This is a genomic window from Psychrobacillus sp. FSL H8-0487 (genome assembly GCF_038008385.1).
Classification (GTDB): Bacteria; Bacillota; Bacilli; order Bacillales_A; family Planococcaceae; genus Psychrobacillus; species Psychrobacillus psychrotolerans.
The window spans coordinates 1,722,158-1,742,731 of sequence record NZ_JBBOZA010000001.1; the positions used below are offsets into that span (position 1 = coordinate 1,722,158).

Here is a 20,574-nt window from a genome sequence, read left to right on the forward strand (position 1 = left end):
GTGAAAATGGAAAACACAGGTTTGAAAATCTTGCTACATGCAAGTACATGGTTTGCCCCTTTTCTAGTTCCATTTATATTATTTTTAGTAGTAAATGATGAAGAAATTAAAAAGCTTTCCATACAAGCGGTTCTGTTTCAACTAGTTATGGCTGCATTACTGACAGTTTCTTTCTTTTTAGTTTTTATCTTAATTGGTATTCCGATGCTAATCATTTTTGGTATAATGGCATTTGTAGTTCCGATCATTGGAATTGTTAAAGCGATTACAGGAGATAACTTCAATTATCCTATTGTAGGATCATGGATAAAGTAAGTGTCTTAACATAAAGGGGAATTAGAATGACTACTAGAATCGGTATTGATGCAGGTGGAACATTAACAAAAATTGCTTATTGGGATGAATTTAATGAGATGGACTTCAAACGGTTTCGTTCATCTGATTTCCATAAAGTGAAGGACTGGATTGACTCAAATCATCCGAATGCTTCTATCTGCGTCACTGGTGGTCGGGCGGAGCAATTAAAACAATATTTAAATACTAACAAGGAAATACCGTATATCGTCGAATTTGATGCGACAATGAATGGTGTAATGTATCAAATGCAGCGCGGATCTAACCAACCAAAGGCTGCAATTATAGCAAATATTGGAACAGGTACATCTATACATATTATGCAAGAAAGCTCCCATAAAAGATTGGGTGGTACAGGCATTGGTGGGGGGACTCTTCTAGGTTTGGGTATGGCTTTGACCGGTATATCTGATTTTGATGAAATTATCAACCAATCACGGGATGGTAAGAGGACTGCCATAGATGTATTAGTAAGCGATATTTACAAAGATAATAAGCTACCGATAAAAGGCACTTTAACGGCAAGTAATTTTGGTGGTATTTCCCTTAATAACAGTAATAATACGAGCCCTTCCGATTTGCTAGCGGGTGTTCAAGGAATTATTGGAGAAGTCGTTGCATCTCTTTGTATCCAAGTCGCAGATGCCCATCACGTGGAGGATATTATATACATAGGGACTACACTCGAGGACAATGAATTACTCCAGCAAATCATTGAATCCTATACGGTTTTAAAGCTGAAAAAACCGATCTTTTTAGACCACCATGGCTATAGTGGGGCGATTGGGGCATTGTTAGAATACACTAAATAATTTCATGTCTAATTGTTGCATTATTTGATAATGCATGGTATATTTAAAGAGGATTATTTTTGTTCGGTTAGTAAGTAAGTGGCAACACTTTTACTTAACAGTGTTGAGCAAGGATAGTAACACAATGTGTGCAGATTTTGCATACGAGGAGGATATACACATGGAACAAGGTAAAGTAAAATGGTTTAACTCAGAAAAAGGATTCGGATTTATCGAACGCGATGGCGGAGACGACGTATTCGTACATTTCTCAGCTATTCAAAGCGAAGGTTTCAAATCTCTTGATGAAGGTCAAGAAGTTACTTTTGAAATCGAGCAAGGTCAACGTGGCCTTCAAGCTACTAACGTAGTTAAAGCTTAATTAAACCTAAAACTTAACTTTACAGGCTCTCATTAGAGAGTCTGTTTTTTTGTGTTTGTCTAATTTCATCTAGGGAACAGTAAGCTATTATTTTGGTTCATATGCTATGATTATAGTAATATTTTGAATAGGACTAAAAATGTTATCGAAAATAGAATAGGATGATAATCATATGAAAAAATGGAAAAAAGAGATTCTCTTAAATGTACCAATCGAATTCGCTTGGCCTTACTTTTACGGGAATATAGCCAAGAAGAAAAAAATATTTCCAAAAGTAATTGATGAGGCAATAGTTCAGCAAACAGAATCTATCGTGGGTACGATGATAAAACAAAGCTATCAAAATGGTTCTTTAACGGAAGAATACGAAGTGACGATTAAAAAATATACAAATGAATCCAACTATAAAGCATTTCAAGAAAGCTTTGTACTTAATAATCGCTTCAAAATTACAACGGAATATGAATTAGAAAGCCAAAGTGACAAAGTGACGAAATTCATTTATACTTCTATAAATAAACCGAAAAACCCACTGCTTTCTGTTTTTCAATTATTTGGTAGTGATGAGGTAATTGTCAATTTTATGAATAAAACTAAGGCGGCAATCGAATCAGATTTTGAGCAAACACAACAAGAGGAAGTATAATAAGGTGAGTATGAATCGAATATAGTTAAAAACAACTGCCTCTTACTTTTTAGGCAGTTGTTTTAATACAGCATCTCTCGCAAGTGCATGGGCTGCTTTGTTTTGGTCGTCTGGAATCCATTTTATAAAGAAAAGGTCAAATGTATCGATTATGGCTAAAATTTTCTCTAAAATCGCTGCAAATTCTGGATTCTTTGCGTATCTTTTTTCAACTGCAGCGCAAACGATTTGCGAATCTGACCTTGCAGAGACAATAGAGGGGGAAAGTTTTTTGGCTTCTTCTAACCCTCTTTGTAGCGCTATAAATTCAGTAGTATGATTGGAATACTCTCCAATGAATTCACTGAATCTCAGGTGATGTCCTTCGCCTTTAATGAACACACCTATACCACTTGGTCCTGGATTGCCAGTGGTCGAACCGTCAATATATACTTCTAACATGATGATCACCTTTTTTAATAAAGTCATGGATATATCTAGTTTGATGGAATGCGGGAATAGTTACACATAAAAGAAACATAATAGTACAATTGTGAAATAGTGAGGAGTAGTGATTTATGAAAAATACAGAACTAATAAATGAAATTGATAATTTATCCGATACTTATTGTAATGGTTGCTTTATCCGAACGCAATTACGAAAAGAAAGCGGTAAAACAATTGCTTATAGATTTTGTATAGAACAATGTACGGTTGGTGAAAGTATTAAACAAATCGGAAGTAAACTAAAAGGTTCAAAATAAAAAAAGCCCCACGACTATTTTGCCGCGGGAAGAAGCGTTTCTATTCGTTTTTTATCACGTTTGCAGCTTGAGGTCCACGGTTTCCTTCAATTATTTCGAACGTTACTTGTTGTCCTTCATCTAATGCTCGAAATCCATCACCTTGAATTCCTGTAAAATGGACAAATACATCTTCTCCATCGTTATATTCGATGAAACCATACCCTTTTTCATTATTAAACCATTTTACTTTCCCCTGTTGCATAAACGTTCCTCCCTTAATCCACTAAGAATTCTATAAATGGATACATAAACTATACTTGAATTGTCAGTCTTCGTCAATAATATGTCGAATTTTCACATAATTTATGAATTTGACTCAAATTGTCTTATAAATAATAGAAATACTTATGGGAGAAGATAATTTAACTGGAATTATAAGGTCACGGAAATATTGCAGATATTTATTATAAGTTCTTTTTTTCCGTAGGCTGTTCAGTAAAACTATTTACTTGCTTTGTTAAATCTTCTACTAAATCTTTTAGCTGCCGTTTTTGATGATCTGTTAATTTTTTTTTGATGTTTTCGGGATCAATACCATTTCTTCTAAGGGTATCATCTACTAGAAGGTCAATCACCTTGTTTGAAATATTTATTGGTTTTTCAGGTAAATTACTCAAGTTGTTCACTCCTTCATTTAAAATTAGCTGCATATTAGCATATGCAGCTTTAGGGGAATTGAATAGTTTAAATGATTGGTTATAACCAATTGACATTAAAGAATATCTAGTTTTGCTACGATTGCTACTAGAATTTGAAGCATTGCCTGGATATTTACTGCCAAATCGGTATCGGTAGTTGTTACAGATATATTTCTAGAGCCTTCAACTATCGTAGTTTGGACATTTCTTTGTTTTGTTTTAATAAATTGATTTAGTTCTTGGGTTACTGCTCTTCCTTGGTCAGAATCACCGATAGTAACACTGATTACAGCTGCAATAGCTGCTTGTATTCCAAGTTGAAGAGAGATGGCTACTTGTGTATCTGTCGTACGTATTTCTACACCTTCCGAATCCTTTACGATAATTCGTTCGAAGGATTGTTGTTTCGTAGATACTACTTGTTTACCGTCCTGTTCTACATCACTGCCATTATTACTCGGATCATCGCAATGATCTAAAGCTCTCCATTTTTTTTTCTCCATTGTGTTTATTCACCTCTTTTGTTTATAATTTTTTTGATTAAAGAATATCCAATCTTGCAACTAATGCCAATAAAACTTGTAACATAGCTTCGATATTAACTGACAGGTCCGTATCAGTAGTGACAATATTGACGTCTTTTGAATTGTCTACATAAATTTTTTGTTTGTTCGTTTGCTCATCGTTAAACTGTTGGAATAATTCTTGTGAAACAGTTTGACCTTGAATAGAATCGCCAATTGCTATACTAATAACTAGTGCTATAGCAAGCTGTAATCCAACTTGCAGTGAAACTGCTGCTTGTGTATCTGTGGTTTGAACGGTTACGTTACAAGAATCTTTTATCCATATTAATTCGTCAGACTCTTGTTCAACAGACGAAAACTGACCGCCGCCTTGGAAAACGGTTGTATCCTCGCTATTTTCAGTGGAATCCCAGCTGTTTTCTTCTTCCCCTTGCTCCCAACGATGATTATTGCATCGTTTACAGTTTTTTGGTGGCTCTTCACATTCATACTTACAATGTGTGCATTTCCAATGACTCATTTTATAATCTCCTTTCTCTTTGTTAGCCAGATTGCAATATTAATTACAACCGGCTTTCTATAACATATGAGCTTTTTAAAAAGAGACATAGTCTATTTGACTAGATTATTAAAACTATTTTAGCTAGGTGTTAGTAAAATAAATGCAAATAGTACAGTAGAGCAGCTTTATTGTATATAATAGAGAAGGCGAATCAGACCTGAGGAGATACAAAGATGAATTCTATTGAGCAATGTGAGAATTTAGTTAAAGAAGTGTACATGCACTTTGATGCAAGTCACGACTTTCAACATATAGAAAGAGTACGTAAAAATGCTTTTGATATTGCAGATAGTGAACCATCTGCAAATAGAGAGATAATTGAGTTAGCTGTATTACTCCATGACGTGAGTGATCCAAAATATTCAACAGAAGAAAAGCTTGAAGAAGAAAGAATTATAAAACAGCTGAACTTATCAGATGAAAAAGTAGCTCATGTAAAAGAAGTGATCAAAGCAGTCTCCTTTAGTGGAGGTCATGAAGTAGAAGCGAAGACGATAGAATCGAAAATCGTACGTGATGCGGATAGACTGGATGCTATAGGAGCAGTAGGTATCGCCCGCACATTTGCTTTTGGCGGTGCAAAAGGTAGACTACTATATGATGCATCTGAAACACCACGAGATAATATGTCCGTAGAGGAATATCGCACGAAGGAAACAGCCTCGGTAACACATTTTTATGAAAAACTATTAAAGCTATCTGAAGGAATGCAAACAAAAAAAGGAAAAGAGCTTGCAGTCGAGCGTCATGCCTTCATGGAACTATTTCTACAAAACTTACGTAAAGAAACAGGTGAACAACTATGAGTCATTTAATCATATCTAATTTAACAAAAACAGTTGGGGAAAAAACTCTATTCGAAAATATTGCCTTTACTATTAACAACCAAAATAGAGCGGGCTTAATAGGTATAAACGGTACAGGTAAATCTACTTTTCTTTCTATAATTGCTGGCGAATTAGAAGCGGATTCTATTGAACGAGATCATCCGAACAAATATCGTGTGGCATACTTAGAACAACAGCCAACATTTGAAAAAGATGAAACAGTGATTCAAACTGTATTTGGTGGAGATTCTCCTATATTAAAGATTAACCGTGAATACGAGGAAGCTTTGTTGGCATTAATGGAGAACTCCGATTCGACGGAACTTCAAAATACGTTGATGGACTTACAACAAAAAATGGATGATTATCAAGCGTGGGATGTCAATTCATTGGCTAAAACTGCTCTAACAAAGTTAGGTATAACGCAGTTTGAAGAATCTATCCTGCATTTATCTGGAGGTCAACAAAAAAGAGTAGCACTAGCAAAAGTGTTAATCGAACCAGCGGACCTTTTACTATTGGACGAACCTACAAACCATTTAGACAAAGAGTCAACGGATTGGTTACAGGATATGTTACAAAGAGTAGAAGGCTCAATCATATTTGTAACGCATGATCGATACTTTTTAGATACAGTGGCAACTCATATTTACGAGCTTGCAGACAAGACTTTATATACCCATACAGGAAATTATGCAGATTATTTAGAGTCAAAAGCATTACGAGAAGAAATGAACGCATCCTCTCAGCAGAAACTTCAAAATTTATATCGTAATGAATTAAAGTGGATTCGTAGAGGTGCAAAAGCTAGATCTACTAAGCAAAAGGCAAGAAAAGATCGCTTTGAAGAGATAGATGCAAGTTTAGACCGTGACAATTCATCACTCAATTTAGAATTGGAAATGGTTACAACTCGACTTGGAAAACAAGTGTTAGAAGGTAAAGATATATCTAAAAGATTCGACACTAAAAATATTGTAGAGGATTTCTCGTTCTTGTTACAAGCGGGCGATCGTATTGGTATAGTAGGTCCAAATGGTGTAGGGAAAAGTACACTTCTTAAAATGCTTGCCGGTGATATCCCTATGGATTCTGGCGAAATTATAAAAGGTTCAACAGTTAAGTTGATGCATTTCACGCAGCAGTTACCCGAACTGAATCCGCAAACAAGAATGATCGAATATGTTCGGGAATCATCTGATTTAATAGAAACTGGTTCTGGGGAAAAATTCTCTGCAGCGCAAATGTTGGAACGCTTCTTGTTCCCATTAAACACACATGGTACACAGATAGGGAAACTTTCAGGTGGAGAAAAGAAACGATTAGTACTTTTAAAAATGTTAATGGAGCAACCGAATGTTCTATTCTTGGATGAGCCAACTAATGACTTAGATATCCAAACATTGTCTGTATTAGAAGACTTTATGGAATCTTTTCCAGGAGTTATTATTACGATTTCCCATGATCGTTTCTTCCTAGACCGTATTGCTAAAAAACTATGGCTATTAAATGGGGATGGAACTGTAACTGAGTGGTTAGGGGTATATTCTGATATGCTTGATGCTCCGAAAACAACTCCAAAGGAATCTTCGAAACAAATAGTAGAAGAGATTAAAGTGGAAATCCCGAAGGAAAAGAGAAAATTTTCCTACAAAGAACAAAGAGAATGGGAAACTATTAGTCAAGATATTGAGAAAACAGAACAGTTAATCGAGCAATTAGAAGGCAAAATGCAAGCTGCCGGCGCTGATTTTACTTTACTGCAAGATATAACAAACCAATTAGCTGATGCTAACGCCAAATATGAGAAACTTATTGAAAGATGGTCCTATTTGGAAGAAATAGCATCTTCTTAACTTTACTTAATGGAGGTATGTAAGCATGAAAATAGTCACAATTGAACCAACACCAAGTCCAAATACGATGAAAGTAGTAATCGATCAAGAACTTCCTTTTGGTAAAAGTCATAATTATAAAAAAGACAATATAGCGGATGCACCTAAGGAAATTCAAGCTCTATTTACGATCGACGGTGTTAAAGGTGTTTACCATGTGGCGGATTTCCTTGCTATCGAACGGATTGCAAAGTTTGCATGGGAAACAATCTTAGCAAGCGTGGAAAATGTTTTCGGTGCTGCTAATGATGAAGTCAACGAGACAGTTACACCTTTAGAACATTACGGGGAAGTATACGTTCATGTGCAGCAGTATAAAGGAATCCCTCTTCAGGTAAAGGTATTCGATAGTGAATCTGAATCGAGATATGGACTATCCGAACGCTTTATCAAGGCATTAGACGAAGCGATGGAAGGCGATAAAGAAAACTATATTTTGCTTCGTAAATGGGTAGATTATGGCGTTCGTTATGGCGATCAAAAGGAAATAGGCGAACAGTTAGTAAAAGAACTGGAAGCTAGTTTCCCGCAGAGCAAGCTAGGACAGCTTATAGCAGATAAAGATCTTAACGAAGAAGATAAAAATCCAATTAGAGTACCATTTACATTAGCACAATTCGAGGTTAGTGAATGGGAGCAACGTTTCCAATTACTAAATAACTTGATCAATCCAGAAATTGAGGACTTACCTATACTAGAGCGAGCAGTGCAGGATGAGCAAGTCTCTATTCGACGTTTAGCTACTGTTTACCTAGGGTTGATAGAAGATGAAGCCGTTGTTCCCTATTTAGAAATGGCGCTAAAAGATAAGAGTTCAGCAGTTAGACGAACAGCTGGAGATGCGATGAGTGACTTAGGGTTCGAACAATTTGCTGATGCCATGAAGATTGCTCTCTTTGATAAAAACAAACTAGTTCGCTGGAGAGCAGCGATGTATTTCTATGAAGTCGGCGACACAGATTCACTTCCAGCTCTTAAGGAAGCAATAGACGACAAAGAATATGAGGTTAAACTCCAAGTTCTCATGGCTATTGCACGTATTGAGGGTGGAGAAGAAGCAAAAGGTTCTGTTTGGAAACAAATGAGTGAAGCAAGAAAATAGTATGTATTTTAAACGCAAGAAAGCTGTTCACTAAGATGAACTGCTCTCTTGCGTTTTTCTATTGGATAAAAATAATGGAGAAATATAATGTTCCGCTAGTAAATCATTCATTAGCTAAGCGAGTATTTAAAAAATGAGGTCAGTAACTGGAATAAAACGTGAGATCTTGATAGTGAGCGAAAGTAAATGCCAGGGCTAGACACAAGTAAAGCTGCTATTCTTATACCAGAAAGTAATCCAGAACAAATTGGTGAAATAATTTAGCTGCGGGTGAAAGATAGCGATCTTTCACTACGGCCATACCTATTACTCGTTCGTAGGAAGCGTCTTCAATTTTCAATTTAGTCATTTTATCCATTTCTTCTCCGTAAGGTAAAATGGAGTATCCCAGTCCAGCAGCTATAAATCCTGCTACAGTAGCAACTTCATCACCTTCAAAGGAAATAATAGGTTTTAACCCTTCATTCTCGAAAATTTCGTCTGTTGTTTTGCGCAGTGCATAGCCTTTTTTTAGTGCTATAAAGGATTCATTTGCTATTTCTTCTAACCGGATACTCTTTCGTGCTGCGAGGGGATGATTTGTTTGCACTATAACAAATAATTCATCCCGCCAAAGTTCTGTCCATTCAATCGGATTTTCGTGTTCCATGGAAGCTAGCAAACATAAATCCAAACTGCCATGTTTTAGTTCTTTCAACTGTGTATGTGTATGATTCTGATGAAACTTAAACGTGATATGTGGATACTCCTTATGAAATGCCCGGATAATATTGGGAACTGTACTTGTTCCTAAAGTATGTAAAAATCCTAGTGAAACTTCTCCGTGTTCAGGATTAATAATATGTTGTATTTCCTCTAAACCTTGCTCCATTTCTTTCATAATATTATTGACCGTCATTAAAAACAGCTGACCGTATTTGTTTAATATAATAGAGCGACCTTGTCTGTCAAATAAAGGGACACCAATCTCTTTCTCTAAGCTTGCAATAGATCTGCTTAATGCGGGTTGAGAAATAGACAGGATTTCTGCTGCTTTCGTCATATGTTGAATCCTAGCAAGTGTCTGAAAATATTCCAATCGCTGCCATTCCATTTATATCATTCCTTTTCTTTCATTCATGCACAAAAGGTATCGTACTGATAAGAATAATAAATTATACATTATAAATAGTCAATGCTACTATTAGTTTAACGGACTAATAGTTTAATGAAATAAAGGGGATATTTAAGATGAAAGTTTTAGCACCTAAGGCCTTTACATTAGAAGGCGGTAAAAGAGCAGTATTATTGCTTCATGGATTTACAGGGAGTACGAAGGATGTAAAAAGATTAGGGCAATATTTACAAAAAAGAGGCTATACTTGTCATGCGCCTATGTACAGAGGACATGGACTAACCCCAGAAGAATTATTATTAACTAGTCCATCCGAGTGGTGGCAGGATGTAGTAGATGGCTATAATCATTTAAAAAACTTAGGCTATGAGGAAATTGCAGTAGCAGGGATCTCCCTTGGAGGAGTTTTTTCATTGAAAGTGGCTGAAGAGTTCCCCGTAAAAGCGGTAGTATCTATGTGTGCTCCTATAAAAAGAAACAATACAGACGGATTGTTTGATCGGTTATATAACTATGCCAAAATTTATAAATCATTTGAAGGCAAACCAACAGAAGTAATAATAGACGAATTAGAGACATTAAAAAACACCAACACCGAATCGCTTCATGGAGTTCATGAAATAACTGAAACGACCTGTGATGGCTTACAACGTATAAATTCTCCTATTTTAGTAATGCAAGGATCATTAGATGATGAGATATACCAAAAAAGTGCTTCTTATATTCATGAAACAGTTGAAACAGATGATAAAGAAATTATTTGGTATAAAGAATCTGGTCATATTATTACTCTTGGAAAAGAGAAAGAAAAAGTTTGCGAGGATGTTTACGAGTTTCTCAATCATATCGATTGGATTGCTTCTTAATAAGTTCATGATGAAACCTTTTACTTTAGTGCATGCAATTTTGTGCTTACTATGTAAAAGGTTTTTTCTTGTTGTGATTGTAGTATGATATGTAGTAATCATGATTCAGGAGGAATAACGTTGAGAATTATTAAAGTACTTTTTGGTATTATAATTTTTTTGGGCATTATTGTAGTAGGCGCATATTACTTTGGACCAAAGCTAGTTGCCGATCAAGTCATGGAGAAGATATCGCTAGAGTTACAGGGTAGTGGAGAATTAGAAATGATAAAAAATGAAATTGAAAATGATCCAGAACTTCAAGAATTTATAGCAGAAGGTAAGGATGTAGATAGTAGCAAACTACCATTTCAAACGAAAGAAGAGGCTACGAGAGCTTTGGTAACAAAGTTTGGTATAAGTGAAATTCAAGAAATCCAATTAAAAGCTCAAAATGGGATGACAGTAGAAGAAAAACAGGAAATATTTAATAAGTTAGAAAGTAATCTGACGGAGGAGGAAATGCTTGCCTTAAAAGTATTGGCCTATAAGGAACTGTTCAAATGATTATATGGGGGGTAACATAATATGAATCTTAAACTGAAGGAAGTATTAGAAACAGAGAAGACTATTTTGCAAAATCTTTACTCATTATATCTTCATGACCTTTCAAAATTTACTACACTCTTAGATATTGGAGAACAAGGGAACTTTGAGTATGAGGAAATTGATGATTTTTGGGAATTAGATGGACTTACCCCATATTTCATCCTTTTAGATAAAGACATTATTGGATTTATGCTACTACTGGAAAGACCATTCCTGAAAAAAGATTATGACTTCGGCATAAATGATCTATTTATATTAAATAAATACAAAGGCCAAGGTTTAGGCAGAAAAGCAATACAGGAACTATTCAAAGTTAAGAAAGGGAAGTACTTTGTCATTGAATTAATAGAAAATAGTCCCGCAGTTTCGTTTTGGAAAAACGTTTATAGCGACTTAAATATTCAGTATACAGAAAAACAAGATGTAGTGGATGATGAACAGTGCCTAATTCAGACATTTACTATTAAGTAGCAGGAATGAGCCGAAATAAGTTCATTTCAGGAGAAACTTGACATGCAATGAGAGGATAAACATATTTAGCTATAATTACCAGGTTACTATCTAAGTGTGTCGGGTAATATAACAAGGAGATGCTGAAGATCTCCCTTCGTATTCTCAAACAATAGTTGAGCCCCACTGTTGAAGCGGTGGGGCTTTTTGTATTTCAGCAAGGAATTTTAATGAATCTCAGTAAAATAGACCTGATCAGATCTATTTTCTAAATTCATTGTTCACATGCTCTCGAACGAGAAGTAGCTCGATTACATCTTGCGCGGAATAAGAATAAGAAGCGTGCTCAGGAACTAGTTCATTGTATTGTTTTACAATTTCATTGAGAGTTTGAACATAAAAATTATTTAAAGTTAGTTCATATTTTATCAACATATTCACCTACTTCTTTTTAGGAAGTATGTACCTATCAAATCAAATATATACAGGTGATTGGCTATTCGATGAGCCGAATCAAGCCTAATTTAAAGGAGACGATTAATCAGATCAGCTTCCACCATTTTGAAAAAAATGGTTACTACACCATTACGCGCTTTTTGGAGAAATAATATTCGAGGATTTAAATTTTAGATTGCCTCTGCTATACATAATTACTTTATTTTTAATTTTGTTTAATAAGTCAAGTTTACCTTCATAATGAAAATGAGCATAATATCCAATCTGACGAATGGTAATTTTAGAAAAAATCTTTTTCCTTCCATCAGTAAGTCAATAAAATTATTTAGTTTTTTGTTGCTCTCGTTGTATGCAGACATTCTTTTTTTCTTTCAAACCACACAACAATGTGTTCAATATTGTTTATTGCTTAAGAATAGCCGTAGATGTAAGCTTTTAATAGAAATTACACACCATACTAGAGAGGAACGTGATCTATTTTGAAGAAAAAAATGATTATTTTATATATTGCTTTAGCAACACTTCTTATAATGATTGGTAAAAGTTTTATATTAAATGAAAGTGTCAAATATTATTTAGTTATTTTTATGTTCGTAGGCTTAGGACTTGCGCTATTACGTATTGGTGTAAACACTGCCATTAAAAAAATAAAAGGCAAGCATATCAGTATTAAAATCCTGTTTTTTGCGGTGCTTCTAGGTCTAGGTTTACCCTTTCAAAACTGGTTTCGAAAAAGTGTAATATTTGCGATGGATTCAGATTATATTTTGCCTTGTATTATTACAACTGCCGCAAGTGTTTTTTTCTTTACTATAATCTTTGGCTTACTTTTTCCAAAAGATCACAAAAATCATACCAAAAAATTAGAACAGTAAAAGTCTCTCCCACCACTACATTTTGATCACTTATTTTACATTGCGTAACATAAAGCTAATTTGTAGTGGTGAATGAATATACTTCAGAGAAAGACTCAAAAATTACCTACCTTCATAAAAGGAATTATCAAAAGAGATATTGGCGTTATCGTAATACTTTGAGTAAATCTTTTAGTTTTCATGAGGTAAAAATCTTACAAAATAATCTCTATCTTCTTTTGAAACACCAATTTCTATTAAACTATAATTGGTGTATTATTCTTTGATAACAAGAGCAAATAGCATATGGAGTCGATTAAATATGGATGGGTAAGGAAAGAGAATTACTTTTTCGCTAAATCTTTTATTCAAATATCATATGAAAGGTGATTTTCTATTTGAGTTATATAAAAGAATGGGTAACTTGAAGATTTGGAGTTTGTTTAACATGTTGCACAAAAATATTTTCGGTTGAACAAGAAAGTCACAAAAATCACAAAAGAGTAAGCAAAACTACGAAAACAGGTTATTAGCTTATGCTGTAAAATTGTTGTTATAATAGGATATGTGAAACTAAAAGAAAGAGGGCGAAACCATGAATGCATACGATGAGTATAAGCATTCACATCTTTCGTGAACCTTGGTGTATCAACGACGTTTATGAAGGGTAAATATTATCTTTTTAAAGAAAAAGTTACAAAAAGATAACATTTATCCTGGTTTTCTCCCAAACTTAGTTTTTTTAGATTTAATCCTTTAGTAAATCAGTAAATTTAGCATGCATTTTTTGTGAAGCATTATCTCTCATTCCACCAGTTACATGTAAATAAATTGCAGTCGTTGTTTTTGAATTTTTATGTCCAACACGATTCATAATGAAATTTAAATCCACTTCAGCTTCTGCTAACAAACTTATATGTGTGTGCCTCAAGATGTAAGTCCGGAATTGTTTTTTTATAGTGTTTTTTCATTTAACCTCCGGACTGTTTGATTTAATGATTTAACAGTAGGGGGGATGCCATCTATATTCCCAAATACATAATCTGAAACAATCCATTCTCGAATTACACGATAATGAAATAACTCCTTCAACTTTTCAACAATAATATCATCAATATCAACTGTTCGAATACTACTAATGGTCTTGGGTGGAGTTAGATCAAAATCACCTCGTAGACTTTTCTTAGCGTAAGTAGTTTTGTTAATTCGAATACTTTTCTTTTCCAAATCAATATCTTCATATTTTAAAGCTATTGCTTCCCCTGGACGCATTCCTGTAAAGGCAATAGTATAGATTAATGTCCGATTCATTATATTTCGATGAGCATCTACAGTGTTTAAAAATACTTTTAATTCATCTGTTTCCAGATATAACTTTGATACATCTTCACCATTGGTCTCTTCGAGTGTTAGCTTCTTCTTTGGAACGAATACTGCTTCTACAGGATTTACTCCAATTACTCCAACTTCTTTTGCATAATTGAAAATCATCTTTGCAGCATTGTGAATTCCTCTAAGCGTATGGTAAGCTGTGCCTTTTTCAAATAAATCGTTTAATACTCGTTGTAATTTGAGGGTTGTTATCTCAGTCATCTTCAGCTGGGCTATATATTTATTAATTACAGTAATACAGTATGCCCGATATTCAACTGTAGTTTCCTTGTTTCCTTTTAAACGGTAAAGATTTAACCATTGATCGCTGAATTTATTAAATTTTACTTTCGAATCAAAGCTATGTGATTTTTTTATTTCTTCAATAGTCTTTTCATCTCTTTCTTTAGCTTCTCCTTTGCTTTTGCCACGCCTAGCTATTTGTTTGCGCTTTCCGGTATATGGATCAACCGGACCGTCCACGATACATCTCCACGTGGTTTTATTAATTTGTTTAAAATGCATTAATAATTACCATCCAGTTTTCTGTTACTTAGAGACACTTGATTGAATGATCTCCCACATGTTTTTTAGTTTTTCAACGTCATCTTCTTTGTTATTTGGTAAAGATTTATACCATAGTTGTAACGAGGGGTTAGTAGGGAATGGTTCTTGTAATTCAGGATTAAATTTCTCGTCATCCAAATATCCGGAAATTTTAATTAGTTTCATGTAATCATATTTATATGCTTTAGCTATTTGATGTAAAGTTTCTGGTGAAGGCTTTACTGGTTTGCCCGTTCGCTTATCAATTCCGTTTTCAAGAAGTGATAAATAAGAGTAACTAATATTCATCCGTTTAGCTGCCGTTCGTAATGACTCATCTCCTCGTAATTCCTTTAACAAATCAGCTAGTTTCATAGATATTATCCTTTCTCAAGATAGAATAAGCGTTTACCCTATTATCATTGTCGCTATGATTTTGAAGTGTGACGGTCACATCTGTTGTAGGAAACCCCCAATTTGTTAGTCTTCATTTAAGCTACCTATATAAGTTTTGCATAGTATTGCACACATACTGTTGCAATCTCTTTTCTGCAAACTCGCGCTCAACACCAAATTTCTCTTGGATCATCCATATTGCTTTAGCTTCCGTGTTAGGTAATTCTAGTGTATCTAACATAAAAGTTGGGATGCATGCGTGTTCAGCAAAACTATTAGCTTTCCATTCTTGATATTCTTTAAAAGGCTCTGACCGTTCGGAAGTTTTATAGCATGCATCCTAGAGTTGTTGTGAGGGTGGCTTATTGATAATGCACAGTTAACCAAGTTATGTTGAGTAGTAGGGTGGGCAATTGGATCAACTAACTATTTTCGAAGTGATAAATGAATTTGATGATTCAAAATGTAATTGGATTGATATACTAGAAGAATTTGAGATATGCACTGTATTAGCGGTAATACCAGCTGAAGGTTATAGTCCATTAGAAAATCCATACAAATACGGAAGTGATGAATACGAAAAGGCTAAAAAATATGGAGTGATTATACGTATGCTATCTTCAGTCAAATTGGCCCTGGTGAAAAAGCGTGGCAAATTGCTTGCAATAGATTTAGAGATTACAGAGAAAACAACGAGCCTTGCTTGATGGAGATCCGCAGAACTAAGAGGAGTGATGATTTTAGACCATCTCAAGTGATTGATTACATTTGAATCAAAATGTGATTTTATGTATGAGGTAAATTTAAAAGTTTATTATGTCGGAGGCTAACCATTACTCATGACTGAGCATGGTTGCTGAAAGTCTGTCACGAAAGTAGATGATTGAGGATTGTCTCTACAATTAAGTAAATTAATTGTTTTAGAAACCTTTTCCAAATTCTCTTTCGATCTTTAGGCATGACTTTCACCTCCTTTTATGAAGATGATAATCCAAGAATAGGCTTTCCTCTTATTTTATTAGGTGGATACACATGATGCTATCTGTACATCTATGAACCCTTATTTATTTCTACGTTCCATTCTATCTATTTTTCTAGTTAATTGCTCAATTTGCTTTTGCATACTTTCTATTTCTTTGGATTGATCCGATTGGTTTTGAGGGTTTTGATTATTTGTTTTTTCTAATTCTTGTAAAGTAATCCCTGCAGCGATTGTCTGAAGAGCATCGCCCAATGTAGAAAGTGTTGTTCCAACTAAATTAAGCTTAGCTACATAAATATCTGGTGATTCAGAATTTTCATCCATTTGATGATCAATTCCATTATTCATTTTTACACACCCTTAATTTTATTCTGATTACTAAATTAAATTAAGTGAAAAATAATTATTTAACCATAATTATAGGTTATGGTAATTGACTTGTTTTTTTAGATTTTCTATTTCAGTGTTTAAATAGTCAAGTTGTTTTTGCATGTTTTTACTTTCTGGAGTGTTACTTCGTTCTTGTTGTTGTCCATCAAATGTTGTAAGTACTTCTGCCATAGCAGCTAGGGCATCTGAAAGCGGAATTAAAGCGGCGTTGACTACCGGTAGAATAGATTGGTTGTCTGTTTGGAAATCTGAATTACTTTCTTCAAAATTTAAATTATTATTGTTCAAATCATTAGCCTCCATTGTTTACATTTTCAACTTATATTATTCAATATGTATTTTTTCGTGAAAGGTTTTATATTTTTTAGCGCAGTTCGACCAAGATATGTACTGAGGGAATAGAGGAGAAATTCATTCCCTCAGGGTAAATAGTGTCTACAAAACAGTTTATTCTTACCATCTTAATATAGGTAGGCGCTAAAAGTTGAAAGTAATTGGCAAGCCGAATAGTGTATTTTGTAAATTTTTTAATTTCTGTGTTTATTTCTGTAAGATAATATCGCAGTTTTTAGTGAAGCGTAATTCCCTATTGCAGCATAGCCATAAAACCATCCCATGAAAAGACCTGCAATAAAATGATGGCGGTGACTGATAAAAACTGAAATAAGAAGTCCTAATATTAAGGCTGTAAGAGGAACATATTTGGATTGTACTCGAAAAAGAATCTTAATTATTTGGGTAATGATTATGATTACGGGTATTGCGATTACAGCATCCCAAAAGTTTGTATGGATGGTTGGAAAATTCATTTAGTCACCTCTTAGATAGAGTGTCCAATTAATAAAAACCTAACCATGAAGAGCCTAAGTTTGTTCATAAGATAATGTCGAAGTACAACCATACGGAGGGGTAAAGAGTGAATGAGACCAGAGCCTAGATCGGCATAATCAGCAGGCTTCCCAGACTGCTTTCGGCTCTAGTTAAATAATTATAATCACAATATTGTTGTTTTATACAGGGAGGGACCTCTTCCATAAAGAAAGAGATCCCTTATAACTCAGTCTGCTTCTATTCGTAAAGCTTGAATGTCTTGGCAATCTACGATAAGTGTTGAACCAGGTTCTGTTTCTGGATCATTAAAGAAAGCACAGCAATTTTCCCGATCAAAGGCAATAAAGATAACATCTTCTAAAATTTGGCCACCGGATAAAAAAACATCAACTTCAGTCTGTGTTTGTAATCGTCTTAATTGGTCACAAATGCAACCTTTACATCGATTTCTATCATTCTCATTTGAATCTCTAAAACTCTCAGTAGACTGTCTATGTTTTCTACAGTCAAGTTTATTACATTCTGTACAACTCGAACTCATATTCAAGACCTCCTTTCCTGGCTATTAAAATCTAGCCTTACCTTTATAAAGTATGATGTCGCCATGAAAAGAGATTGTACAATTTGTCCAAAAATAATAAAGAGATTAAATTTGGAGTCTTAAAACTATTTATTTTCAAGAGTTTCATAAAATAACGTAGTAAAGGAGTGAGTAAAATCTCAATCACTGAAGGTTTTACGAGTATACAAGAATCACAGTTTTTGAAAATGATCACATCTAATTTGGTTCCAGTGAAATTATTAAGGAAAAGAAGGGTGTTGCAACATTGATCAAGTGTAATGGTCAGCAATATGTTGTGCAGCATCCATCACATATGAGAAGTAATCAGTAGCAATATTGTAAATAGGAGGTGAAGATATGAAAATTACAAATGAAGAAGTTACAAGTAAACAACATGGTTTAAAGGCTGAGTCGAATAACGAAATTTTAAATTCTTTAGTAAAAGAGACGATCACTCTAAATGGACAACTAGGACAAATCTTCAAGAATAGAATTGATGAGTTGAAGCCAGTAATTGAAGTATTAAGAAAGAACAATTACTATTTTAAATACCCTGACAATGAATGTGAAGGGATGTCTACACGAGGCCCTATCATTGATTACAATAATAATCATTATTTTGTCTATTCCATTGATGAAGATTCTGTTTACAAAGTGAATAATTTTAACACAGATTCATCTGAGAAAATTCATTTTTTAAATTTCATCAAACAATGGGATTTTGAAAAAGCAATGAATGGATTAAATTATGTATTAGAATTGCAAGAACGCTTTGCAGAGATTCACAAGAAAAATCAAATTGATATGAGAGCATTGATAGATAAATATTCTTAATATAGCATCTCTCTCGAGGTGCTTTTTCTATGTCTAAAAAAGCAAATAGCATAATGGGGTGATGCCATTGATTGAAAAGAGATTAAATCCAAAAAGGAAACCGGTGCGGGTAGTTTTAGCTATTCTGGCGATTATGTACTAGATGTATAAAAAGGAGGCGACAAAGTGGGAATAGTAATTTATAGAAAATCAGACAACAAAGTTATGTTAGAGGTAATACAACACCCTTTGTTTAATACGGAAGTATTTGACCGGTTTATTGAAACCGTTGGACACAAGGCTAGTGAATACGAAAAACTAGAAATAACAGCAGATGAAATGCCCCAAGCAATGCAGAAAGAAATAATCATTGTAGATGGTCAGATTACGTTTGGTGAGGATAAGAACCCATTAGTACTTGAACTAGTAATTCCTTCTGAAGCAGATGCGTTAACAGACTATATCGTCGATGTAGACTACCGAGTATCAATGATTGAACTAGGTCTATAAAAATAGAATGGAGAATGCAAAATGAACTTAACTTTCAGAGCATGTGAATCACAAATTGAACGTCAGTCTTATATTTCAAAAGAGGATATGCGACAGAAACTAGATATTTTTCTAGTCGGTGATCGTATTACTCAAACACAATATGAAGAGTTAACAGAGCAATTAAGCATATAATAAGCTAGAGTTATTTGTTTTATTATTTGTAAATGATTGAAAAAATATATTTCACATATTTGGTATTTTAGTGTATTGTTAATAAAAGTGTTAATATTTAGGAAATATTTTTTGAGTATTACGATAGTATTTGATTTTTACTTCAAACTCAAATATTTATCGTCTTTATTTAGACAACTAGATTTTATTTGAGATTCTAATTAAAATACGAGGTGAAATTTAATGGAAAATCTAAAAGACTTTTTTAAAAATAATATAAGGTTTGTTTTAGGATTAATTGTTTACGTAGTTGGTATTTTTGTTATTCTTTCAATTAATTTTAATTCTTTTAACTTAACGCAAAAAATAATAATAACATCAATTGCTGCAATAATTTTTGTTGTTATAAATAAGTTGTTAAAAAGAAATAAAGTTAACAAAATCTAATATTTACCAAATTAGGTTCAAAATGTAAATTGGTGTGATATTATAAAAGAGAAAGGGGGAATTTTAAAATGAATAAGCTTTCTAAAAGTATATTATTAAAGTTAGGTATGGTGGTATCTATCGTTGTATTATCGGTGTTTGGAGGTTTTGTTGAAACTAATAAAACTAATGCTTATGACGAAGGTAATTCAGAGGATATAGCTACACTTGAAACTGCTTTAAGTTTAATTTTTGAAAAAGGTATTGTAACCGATAAAAATGGGTTTACGCTTGGTTATGATAGAGCGATTTTTGAGGAAGAATTAAATGGTTTTGAAGATTATCAAGAGATAATTCAAGGGATGGAAGAAGCAGGGTTATTTGTGGAGGTAAATGAGAAAGGGTTTGATGATTCTTCGGTAATTACTCCCCTAATAGTGGCATGCGAGTGGCATTTAATGAAGGAAAAACCTGAATTTATTGCAGCTGAGAATAAGTGTTTATTAGCAGGATTAAAAGCAAATTACGGTCCAACGACAGCTCTTTCGACAATAGCCAATTTGATTTCTGATAAAGAATTTACTTTAGCTGCTAAAAAAATAGTAGCCCTAGGCATTAAGTCTAATATAGCTGGAATTGCTGTAACTTTAGGAATTGTAATGTACAATTGTAATCAAGACTTAGAGAAGAAATTCCCTGGAAAAAGTAATTGTATGTAATTTTATAAACTATACTTTAAGTGAAAAATCGAGGTCCA

32 protein-coding genes and 1 pseudogene are annotated in these 20,574 nt (G+C 33.9%); 18 read left to right on the forward strand and 15 right to left on the reverse strand.

The features are described from left to right. Positions 1-6: 6 nt before the first annotated feature. The 4 genes from MHI47_RS08500 to MHI47_RS08515 all read left to right on the forward strand — a co-directional run bounded on the left by MHI47_RS08500 (position 7) and on the right by MHI47_RS08515 (position 2,173). Positions 7-315 carry a DUF4870 domain-containing protein gene (locus tag MHI47_RS08500; RefSeq protein ID WP_340830438.1) on the forward strand — a complete coding sequence of 103 codons (309 nt, stop codon included), beginning with the start codon at positions 7-9 and terminating at the stop codon, positions 313-315. A 26-nt stretch (positions 316-341) separates the two neighbouring features. Further along, positions 342-1,166 carry a type II pantothenate kinase gene (gene coaW, locus MHI47_RS08505; RefSeq protein WP_340769076.1) on the forward strand — a complete coding sequence of 275 codons (825 nt, stop codon included), beginning with the start codon at positions 342-344 and terminating at the stop codon, positions 1,164-1,166. Between the two features lie 160 nt (positions 1,167-1,326). After that, the gene (locus MHI47_RS08510; RefSeq protein ID WP_093534456.1) at positions 1,327-1,527 is read left to right on the forward strand and encodes a cold-shock protein; all 201 of its coding nucleotides are present in this window, start codon (positions 1,327-1,329) and stop codon (positions 1,525-1,527) included. Positions 1,528-1,699: 172 nt separating this feature from the next. Then, positions 1,700-2,173, forward strand: a complete 474-nt coding sequence (locus tag MHI47_RS08515; protein ID WP_093534454.1) for a hypothetical protein — start codon at positions 1,700-1,702, stop codon at positions 2,171-2,173. Positions 2,174-2,215: 42 nt separating this feature from the next. Here MHI47_RS08515 and MHI47_RS08520 read toward each other — a convergent pair whose 3' ends face one another. After that, entirely contained in the window at positions 2,216-2,614 is a 399-nt protein-coding gene (locus MHI47_RS08520) for a reverse transcriptase-like protein (protein WP_340830440.1), read from the reverse strand. Positions 2,615-2,730: 116 nt separating this feature from the next. On the opposite strand from MHI47_RS08520, the gene MHI47_RS08525 reads away from it, so the two are divergent. Next, positions 2,731-2,916 (forward strand): zinc-finger domain-containing protein, encoded by a 186-nt coding sequence (locus MHI47_RS08525; protein WP_093534450.1) that lies wholly within the window; start codon positions 2,731-2,733, stop codon positions 2,914-2,916. Positions 2,917-2,956: 40 nt separating this feature from the next. On the opposite strand, the gene MHI47_RS08530 is transcribed toward MHI47_RS08525, so the two are convergent. The 4 genes from MHI47_RS08530 to MHI47_RS08545 all read right to left on the reverse strand — a co-directional run bounded on the left by MHI47_RS08530 (position 2,957) and on the right by MHI47_RS08545 (position 4,643). Further along, positions 2,957-3,160 (reverse strand): cold-shock protein, encoded by a 204-nt coding sequence (locus MHI47_RS08530; protein ID WP_093534448.1) that lies wholly within the window; start codon positions 3,158-3,160, stop codon positions 2,957-2,959. A gap of 202 nt (positions 3,161-3,362) precedes the next feature. Then, a complete protein-coding gene (locus MHI47_RS08535; protein ID WP_340830442.1) occupies positions 3,363-3,671 on the reverse strand; it encodes a hypothetical protein in 309 nt (102 codons plus the stop codon). Beyond that, the gene (locus tag MHI47_RS08540; RefSeq protein ID WP_093534446.1) at positions 3,671-4,099 is read right to left on the reverse strand and encodes a spore coat protein; all 429 of its coding nucleotides are present in this window, start codon (positions 4,097-4,099) and stop codon (positions 3,671-3,673) included. The genes MHI47_RS08535 and MHI47_RS08540 overlap by 1 nt, the downstream gene beginning before the upstream one ends. 37 nt (positions 4,100-4,136) lie before the next feature. Next, positions 4,137-4,643 carry a spore coat protein gene (locus MHI47_RS08545; RefSeq protein ID WP_340830443.1) on the reverse strand — a complete coding sequence of 169 codons (507 nt, stop codon included), beginning with the start codon at positions 4,641-4,643 and terminating at the stop codon, positions 4,137-4,139. Positions 4,644-4,858: 215 nt separating this feature from the next. Here MHI47_RS08545 and MHI47_RS08550 point away from each other — a divergent pair, with 215 nt between their 5' ends. From MHI47_RS08550 to MHI47_RS08560, 3 genes are read left to right on the forward strand one after another with little or no spacing between them, the layout of a single operon-like run. Then, on the forward strand, positions 4,859-5,491 hold the full coding sequence (locus MHI47_RS08550; RefSeq protein ID WP_340830445.1) for an HD domain-containing protein: 633 nt from the start codon (positions 4,859-4,861) through the stop codon (positions 5,489-5,491). Next, positions 5,488-7,368, forward strand: a complete 1,881-nt coding sequence (locus tag MHI47_RS08555) for an ABC-F family ATP-binding cassette domain-containing protein (protein ID WP_340769079.1) — start codon at positions 5,488-5,490, stop codon at positions 7,366-7,368. Before MHI47_RS08550 ends, MHI47_RS08555 begins: the two co-directional genes overlap by 4 nt. A 25-nt stretch (positions 7,369-7,393) precedes the next feature. Continuing rightward, entirely contained in the window at positions 7,394-8,509 is a 1,116-nt protein-coding gene (locus MHI47_RS08560) for a conserved virulence factor C family protein (RefSeq protein ID WP_340830447.1), read from the forward strand. A 220-nt stretch (positions 8,510-8,729) separates the two neighbouring features. Here the strand turns inward: MHI47_RS08560 and MHI47_RS08565 are convergent, their stop codons facing one another. Next, positions 8,730-9,602, reverse strand: a complete 873-nt coding sequence (locus MHI47_RS08565) for a LysR family transcriptional regulator (RefSeq protein WP_340769080.1) — start codon at positions 9,600-9,602, stop codon at positions 8,730-8,732. Between the two features lie 137 nt (positions 9,603-9,739). Here MHI47_RS08565 and MHI47_RS08570 point away from each other — a divergent pair, with 137 nt between their 5' ends. The 3 genes from MHI47_RS08570 (at position 9,740) to MHI47_RS08580 (ending at position 11,548) form a co-directional block, all read left to right on the forward strand. After that, positions 9,740-10,489, forward strand: coding sequence for an alpha/beta hydrolase (locus MHI47_RS08570; RefSeq protein WP_340830449.1), 750 nt, complete (start codon positions 9,740-9,742; stop codon positions 10,487-10,489). 120 nt (positions 10,490-10,609) lie between these two features. Beyond that, positions 10,610-11,035, forward strand: a complete 426-nt coding sequence (locus MHI47_RS08575) for a hypothetical protein (protein ID WP_093534432.1) — start codon at positions 10,610-10,612, stop codon at positions 11,033-11,035. Positions 11,036-11,056: 21 nt separating this feature from the next. Further along, on the forward strand, positions 11,057-11,548 hold the full coding sequence (locus MHI47_RS08580; protein ID WP_093534430.1) for a GNAT family N-acetyltransferase: 492 nt from the start codon (positions 11,057-11,059) through the stop codon (positions 11,546-11,548). A 240-nt stretch (positions 11,549-11,788) separates the two neighbouring features. On the opposite strand, the gene MHI47_RS08585 is transcribed toward MHI47_RS08580, so the two are convergent. Further along, the gene (locus tag MHI47_RS08585; RefSeq protein ID WP_175496158.1) at positions 11,789-11,962 is read right to left on the reverse strand and encodes a hypothetical protein; all 174 of its coding nucleotides are present in this window, start codon (positions 11,960-11,962) and stop codon (positions 11,789-11,791) included. A gap of 500 nt (positions 11,963-12,462) precedes the next feature. On the opposite strand from MHI47_RS08585, the gene MHI47_RS08590 reads away from it, so the two are divergent. After that, on the forward strand, positions 12,463-12,858 hold the full coding sequence (locus MHI47_RS08590; protein ID WP_245762613.1) for an MFS transporter permease: 396 nt from the start codon (positions 12,463-12,465) through the stop codon (positions 12,856-12,858). A 727-nt stretch (positions 12,859-13,585) separates the two neighbouring features. Here MHI47_RS08590 and MHI47_RS08595 read toward each other — a convergent pair. From MHI47_RS08595 to MHI47_RS08610, 4 genes and pseudogenes are all read right to left on the reverse strand, one after another. Then, on the reverse strand, positions 13,586-13,768 hold the full coding sequence (locus MHI47_RS08595; protein WP_175496157.1) for a tyrosine-type recombinase/integrase: 183 nt from the start codon (positions 13,766-13,768) through the stop codon (positions 13,586-13,588). Between the two features lie 23 nt (positions 13,769-13,791). Further along, positions 13,792-14,733 carry a tyrosine-type recombinase/integrase gene (locus tag MHI47_RS08600; protein ID WP_340830455.1) on the reverse strand — a complete coding sequence of 314 codons (942 nt, stop codon included), beginning with the start codon at positions 14,731-14,733 and terminating at the stop codon, positions 13,792-13,794. Between the two features lie 24 nt (positions 14,734-14,757). After that, positions 14,758-15,129 carry a helix-turn-helix domain-containing protein gene (locus MHI47_RS08605; protein ID WP_093534424.1) on the reverse strand — a complete coding sequence of 124 codons (372 nt, stop codon included), beginning with the start codon at positions 15,127-15,129 and terminating at the stop codon, positions 14,758-14,760. 121 nt (positions 15,130-15,250) lie between these two features. Then, positions 15,251-15,457 (reverse strand): annotated as a pseudogene (locus tag MHI47_RS08610) (ImmA/IrrE family metallo-endopeptidase); the annotation flags it as partial. 106 nt (positions 15,458-15,563) lie between these two features. Here MHI47_RS08610 and MHI47_RS08615 point away from each other — a divergent pair. Then, positions 15,564-15,857, forward strand: coding sequence for a hypothetical protein (locus MHI47_RS08615; RefSeq protein ID WP_340830458.1), 294 nt, complete (start codon positions 15,564-15,566; stop codon positions 15,855-15,857). 353 nt (positions 15,858-16,210) lie between these two features. On the opposite strand, the gene MHI47_RS08620 is transcribed toward MHI47_RS08615, so the two are convergent. The 4 genes from MHI47_RS08620 to MHI47_RS08635 form a co-directional block, all read right to left on the reverse strand. Continuing rightward, positions 16,211-16,480: a hypothetical protein gene (locus tag MHI47_RS08620; RefSeq protein ID WP_093534420.1), complete on the reverse strand. Its 270-nt coding sequence runs from the start codon at positions 16,478-16,480 to the stop codon at positions 16,211-16,213. A gap of 69 nt (positions 16,481-16,549) precedes the next feature. Continuing rightward, positions 16,550-16,810 (reverse strand): hypothetical protein, encoded by a 261-nt coding sequence (locus tag MHI47_RS08625; protein WP_093534418.1) that lies wholly within the window; start codon positions 16,808-16,810, stop codon positions 16,550-16,552. A gap of 239 nt (positions 16,811-17,049) precedes the next feature. Continuing rightward, positions 17,050-17,331, reverse strand: coding sequence for a hypothetical protein (locus tag MHI47_RS08630; protein WP_093534416.1), 282 nt, complete (start codon positions 17,329-17,331; stop codon positions 17,050-17,052). Between the two features lie 248 nt (positions 17,332-17,579). Then, entirely contained in the window at positions 17,580-17,783 is a 204-nt protein-coding gene (locus tag MHI47_RS08635; protein ID WP_093535676.1) for a hydrolase, read from the reverse strand. A 489-nt stretch (positions 17,784-18,272) separates the two neighbouring features. Here MHI47_RS08635 and MHI47_RS08640 point away from each other — a divergent pair, with 489 nt between their 5' ends. The 5 genes from MHI47_RS08640 (at position 18,273) to MHI47_RS08660 (ending at position 20,536) form a co-directional block, all read left to right on the forward strand. Further along, a complete protein-coding gene (locus tag MHI47_RS08640; RefSeq protein ID WP_340830462.1) occupies positions 18,273-18,749 on the forward strand; it encodes a hypothetical protein in 477 nt (158 codons plus the stop codon). A gap of 165 nt (positions 18,750-18,914) precedes the next feature. Further along, positions 18,915-19,238, forward strand: coding sequence for a hypothetical protein (locus MHI47_RS08645; protein ID WP_340830464.1), 324 nt, complete (start codon positions 18,915-18,917; stop codon positions 19,236-19,238). A gap of 21 nt (positions 19,239-19,259) precedes the next feature. Beyond that, positions 19,260-19,412 (forward strand): hypothetical protein, encoded by a 153-nt coding sequence (locus MHI47_RS08650; RefSeq protein ID WP_175496156.1) that lies wholly within the window; start codon positions 19,260-19,262, stop codon positions 19,410-19,412. Positions 19,413-19,634: 222 nt separating this feature from the next. Further along, the gene (locus tag MHI47_RS08655) at positions 19,635-19,838 is read left to right on the forward strand and encodes a hypothetical protein (RefSeq protein WP_093534410.1); all 204 of its coding nucleotides are present in this window, start codon (positions 19,635-19,637) and stop codon (positions 19,836-19,838) included. A 68-nt stretch (positions 19,839-19,906) separates the two neighbouring features. Further along, a complete protein-coding gene (locus tag MHI47_RS08660) occupies positions 19,907-20,536 on the forward strand; it encodes a hypothetical protein (RefSeq protein ID WP_340830467.1) in 630 nt (209 codons plus the stop codon). The last annotated feature ends 38 nt before the right edge of the window (positions 20,537-20,574 follow it).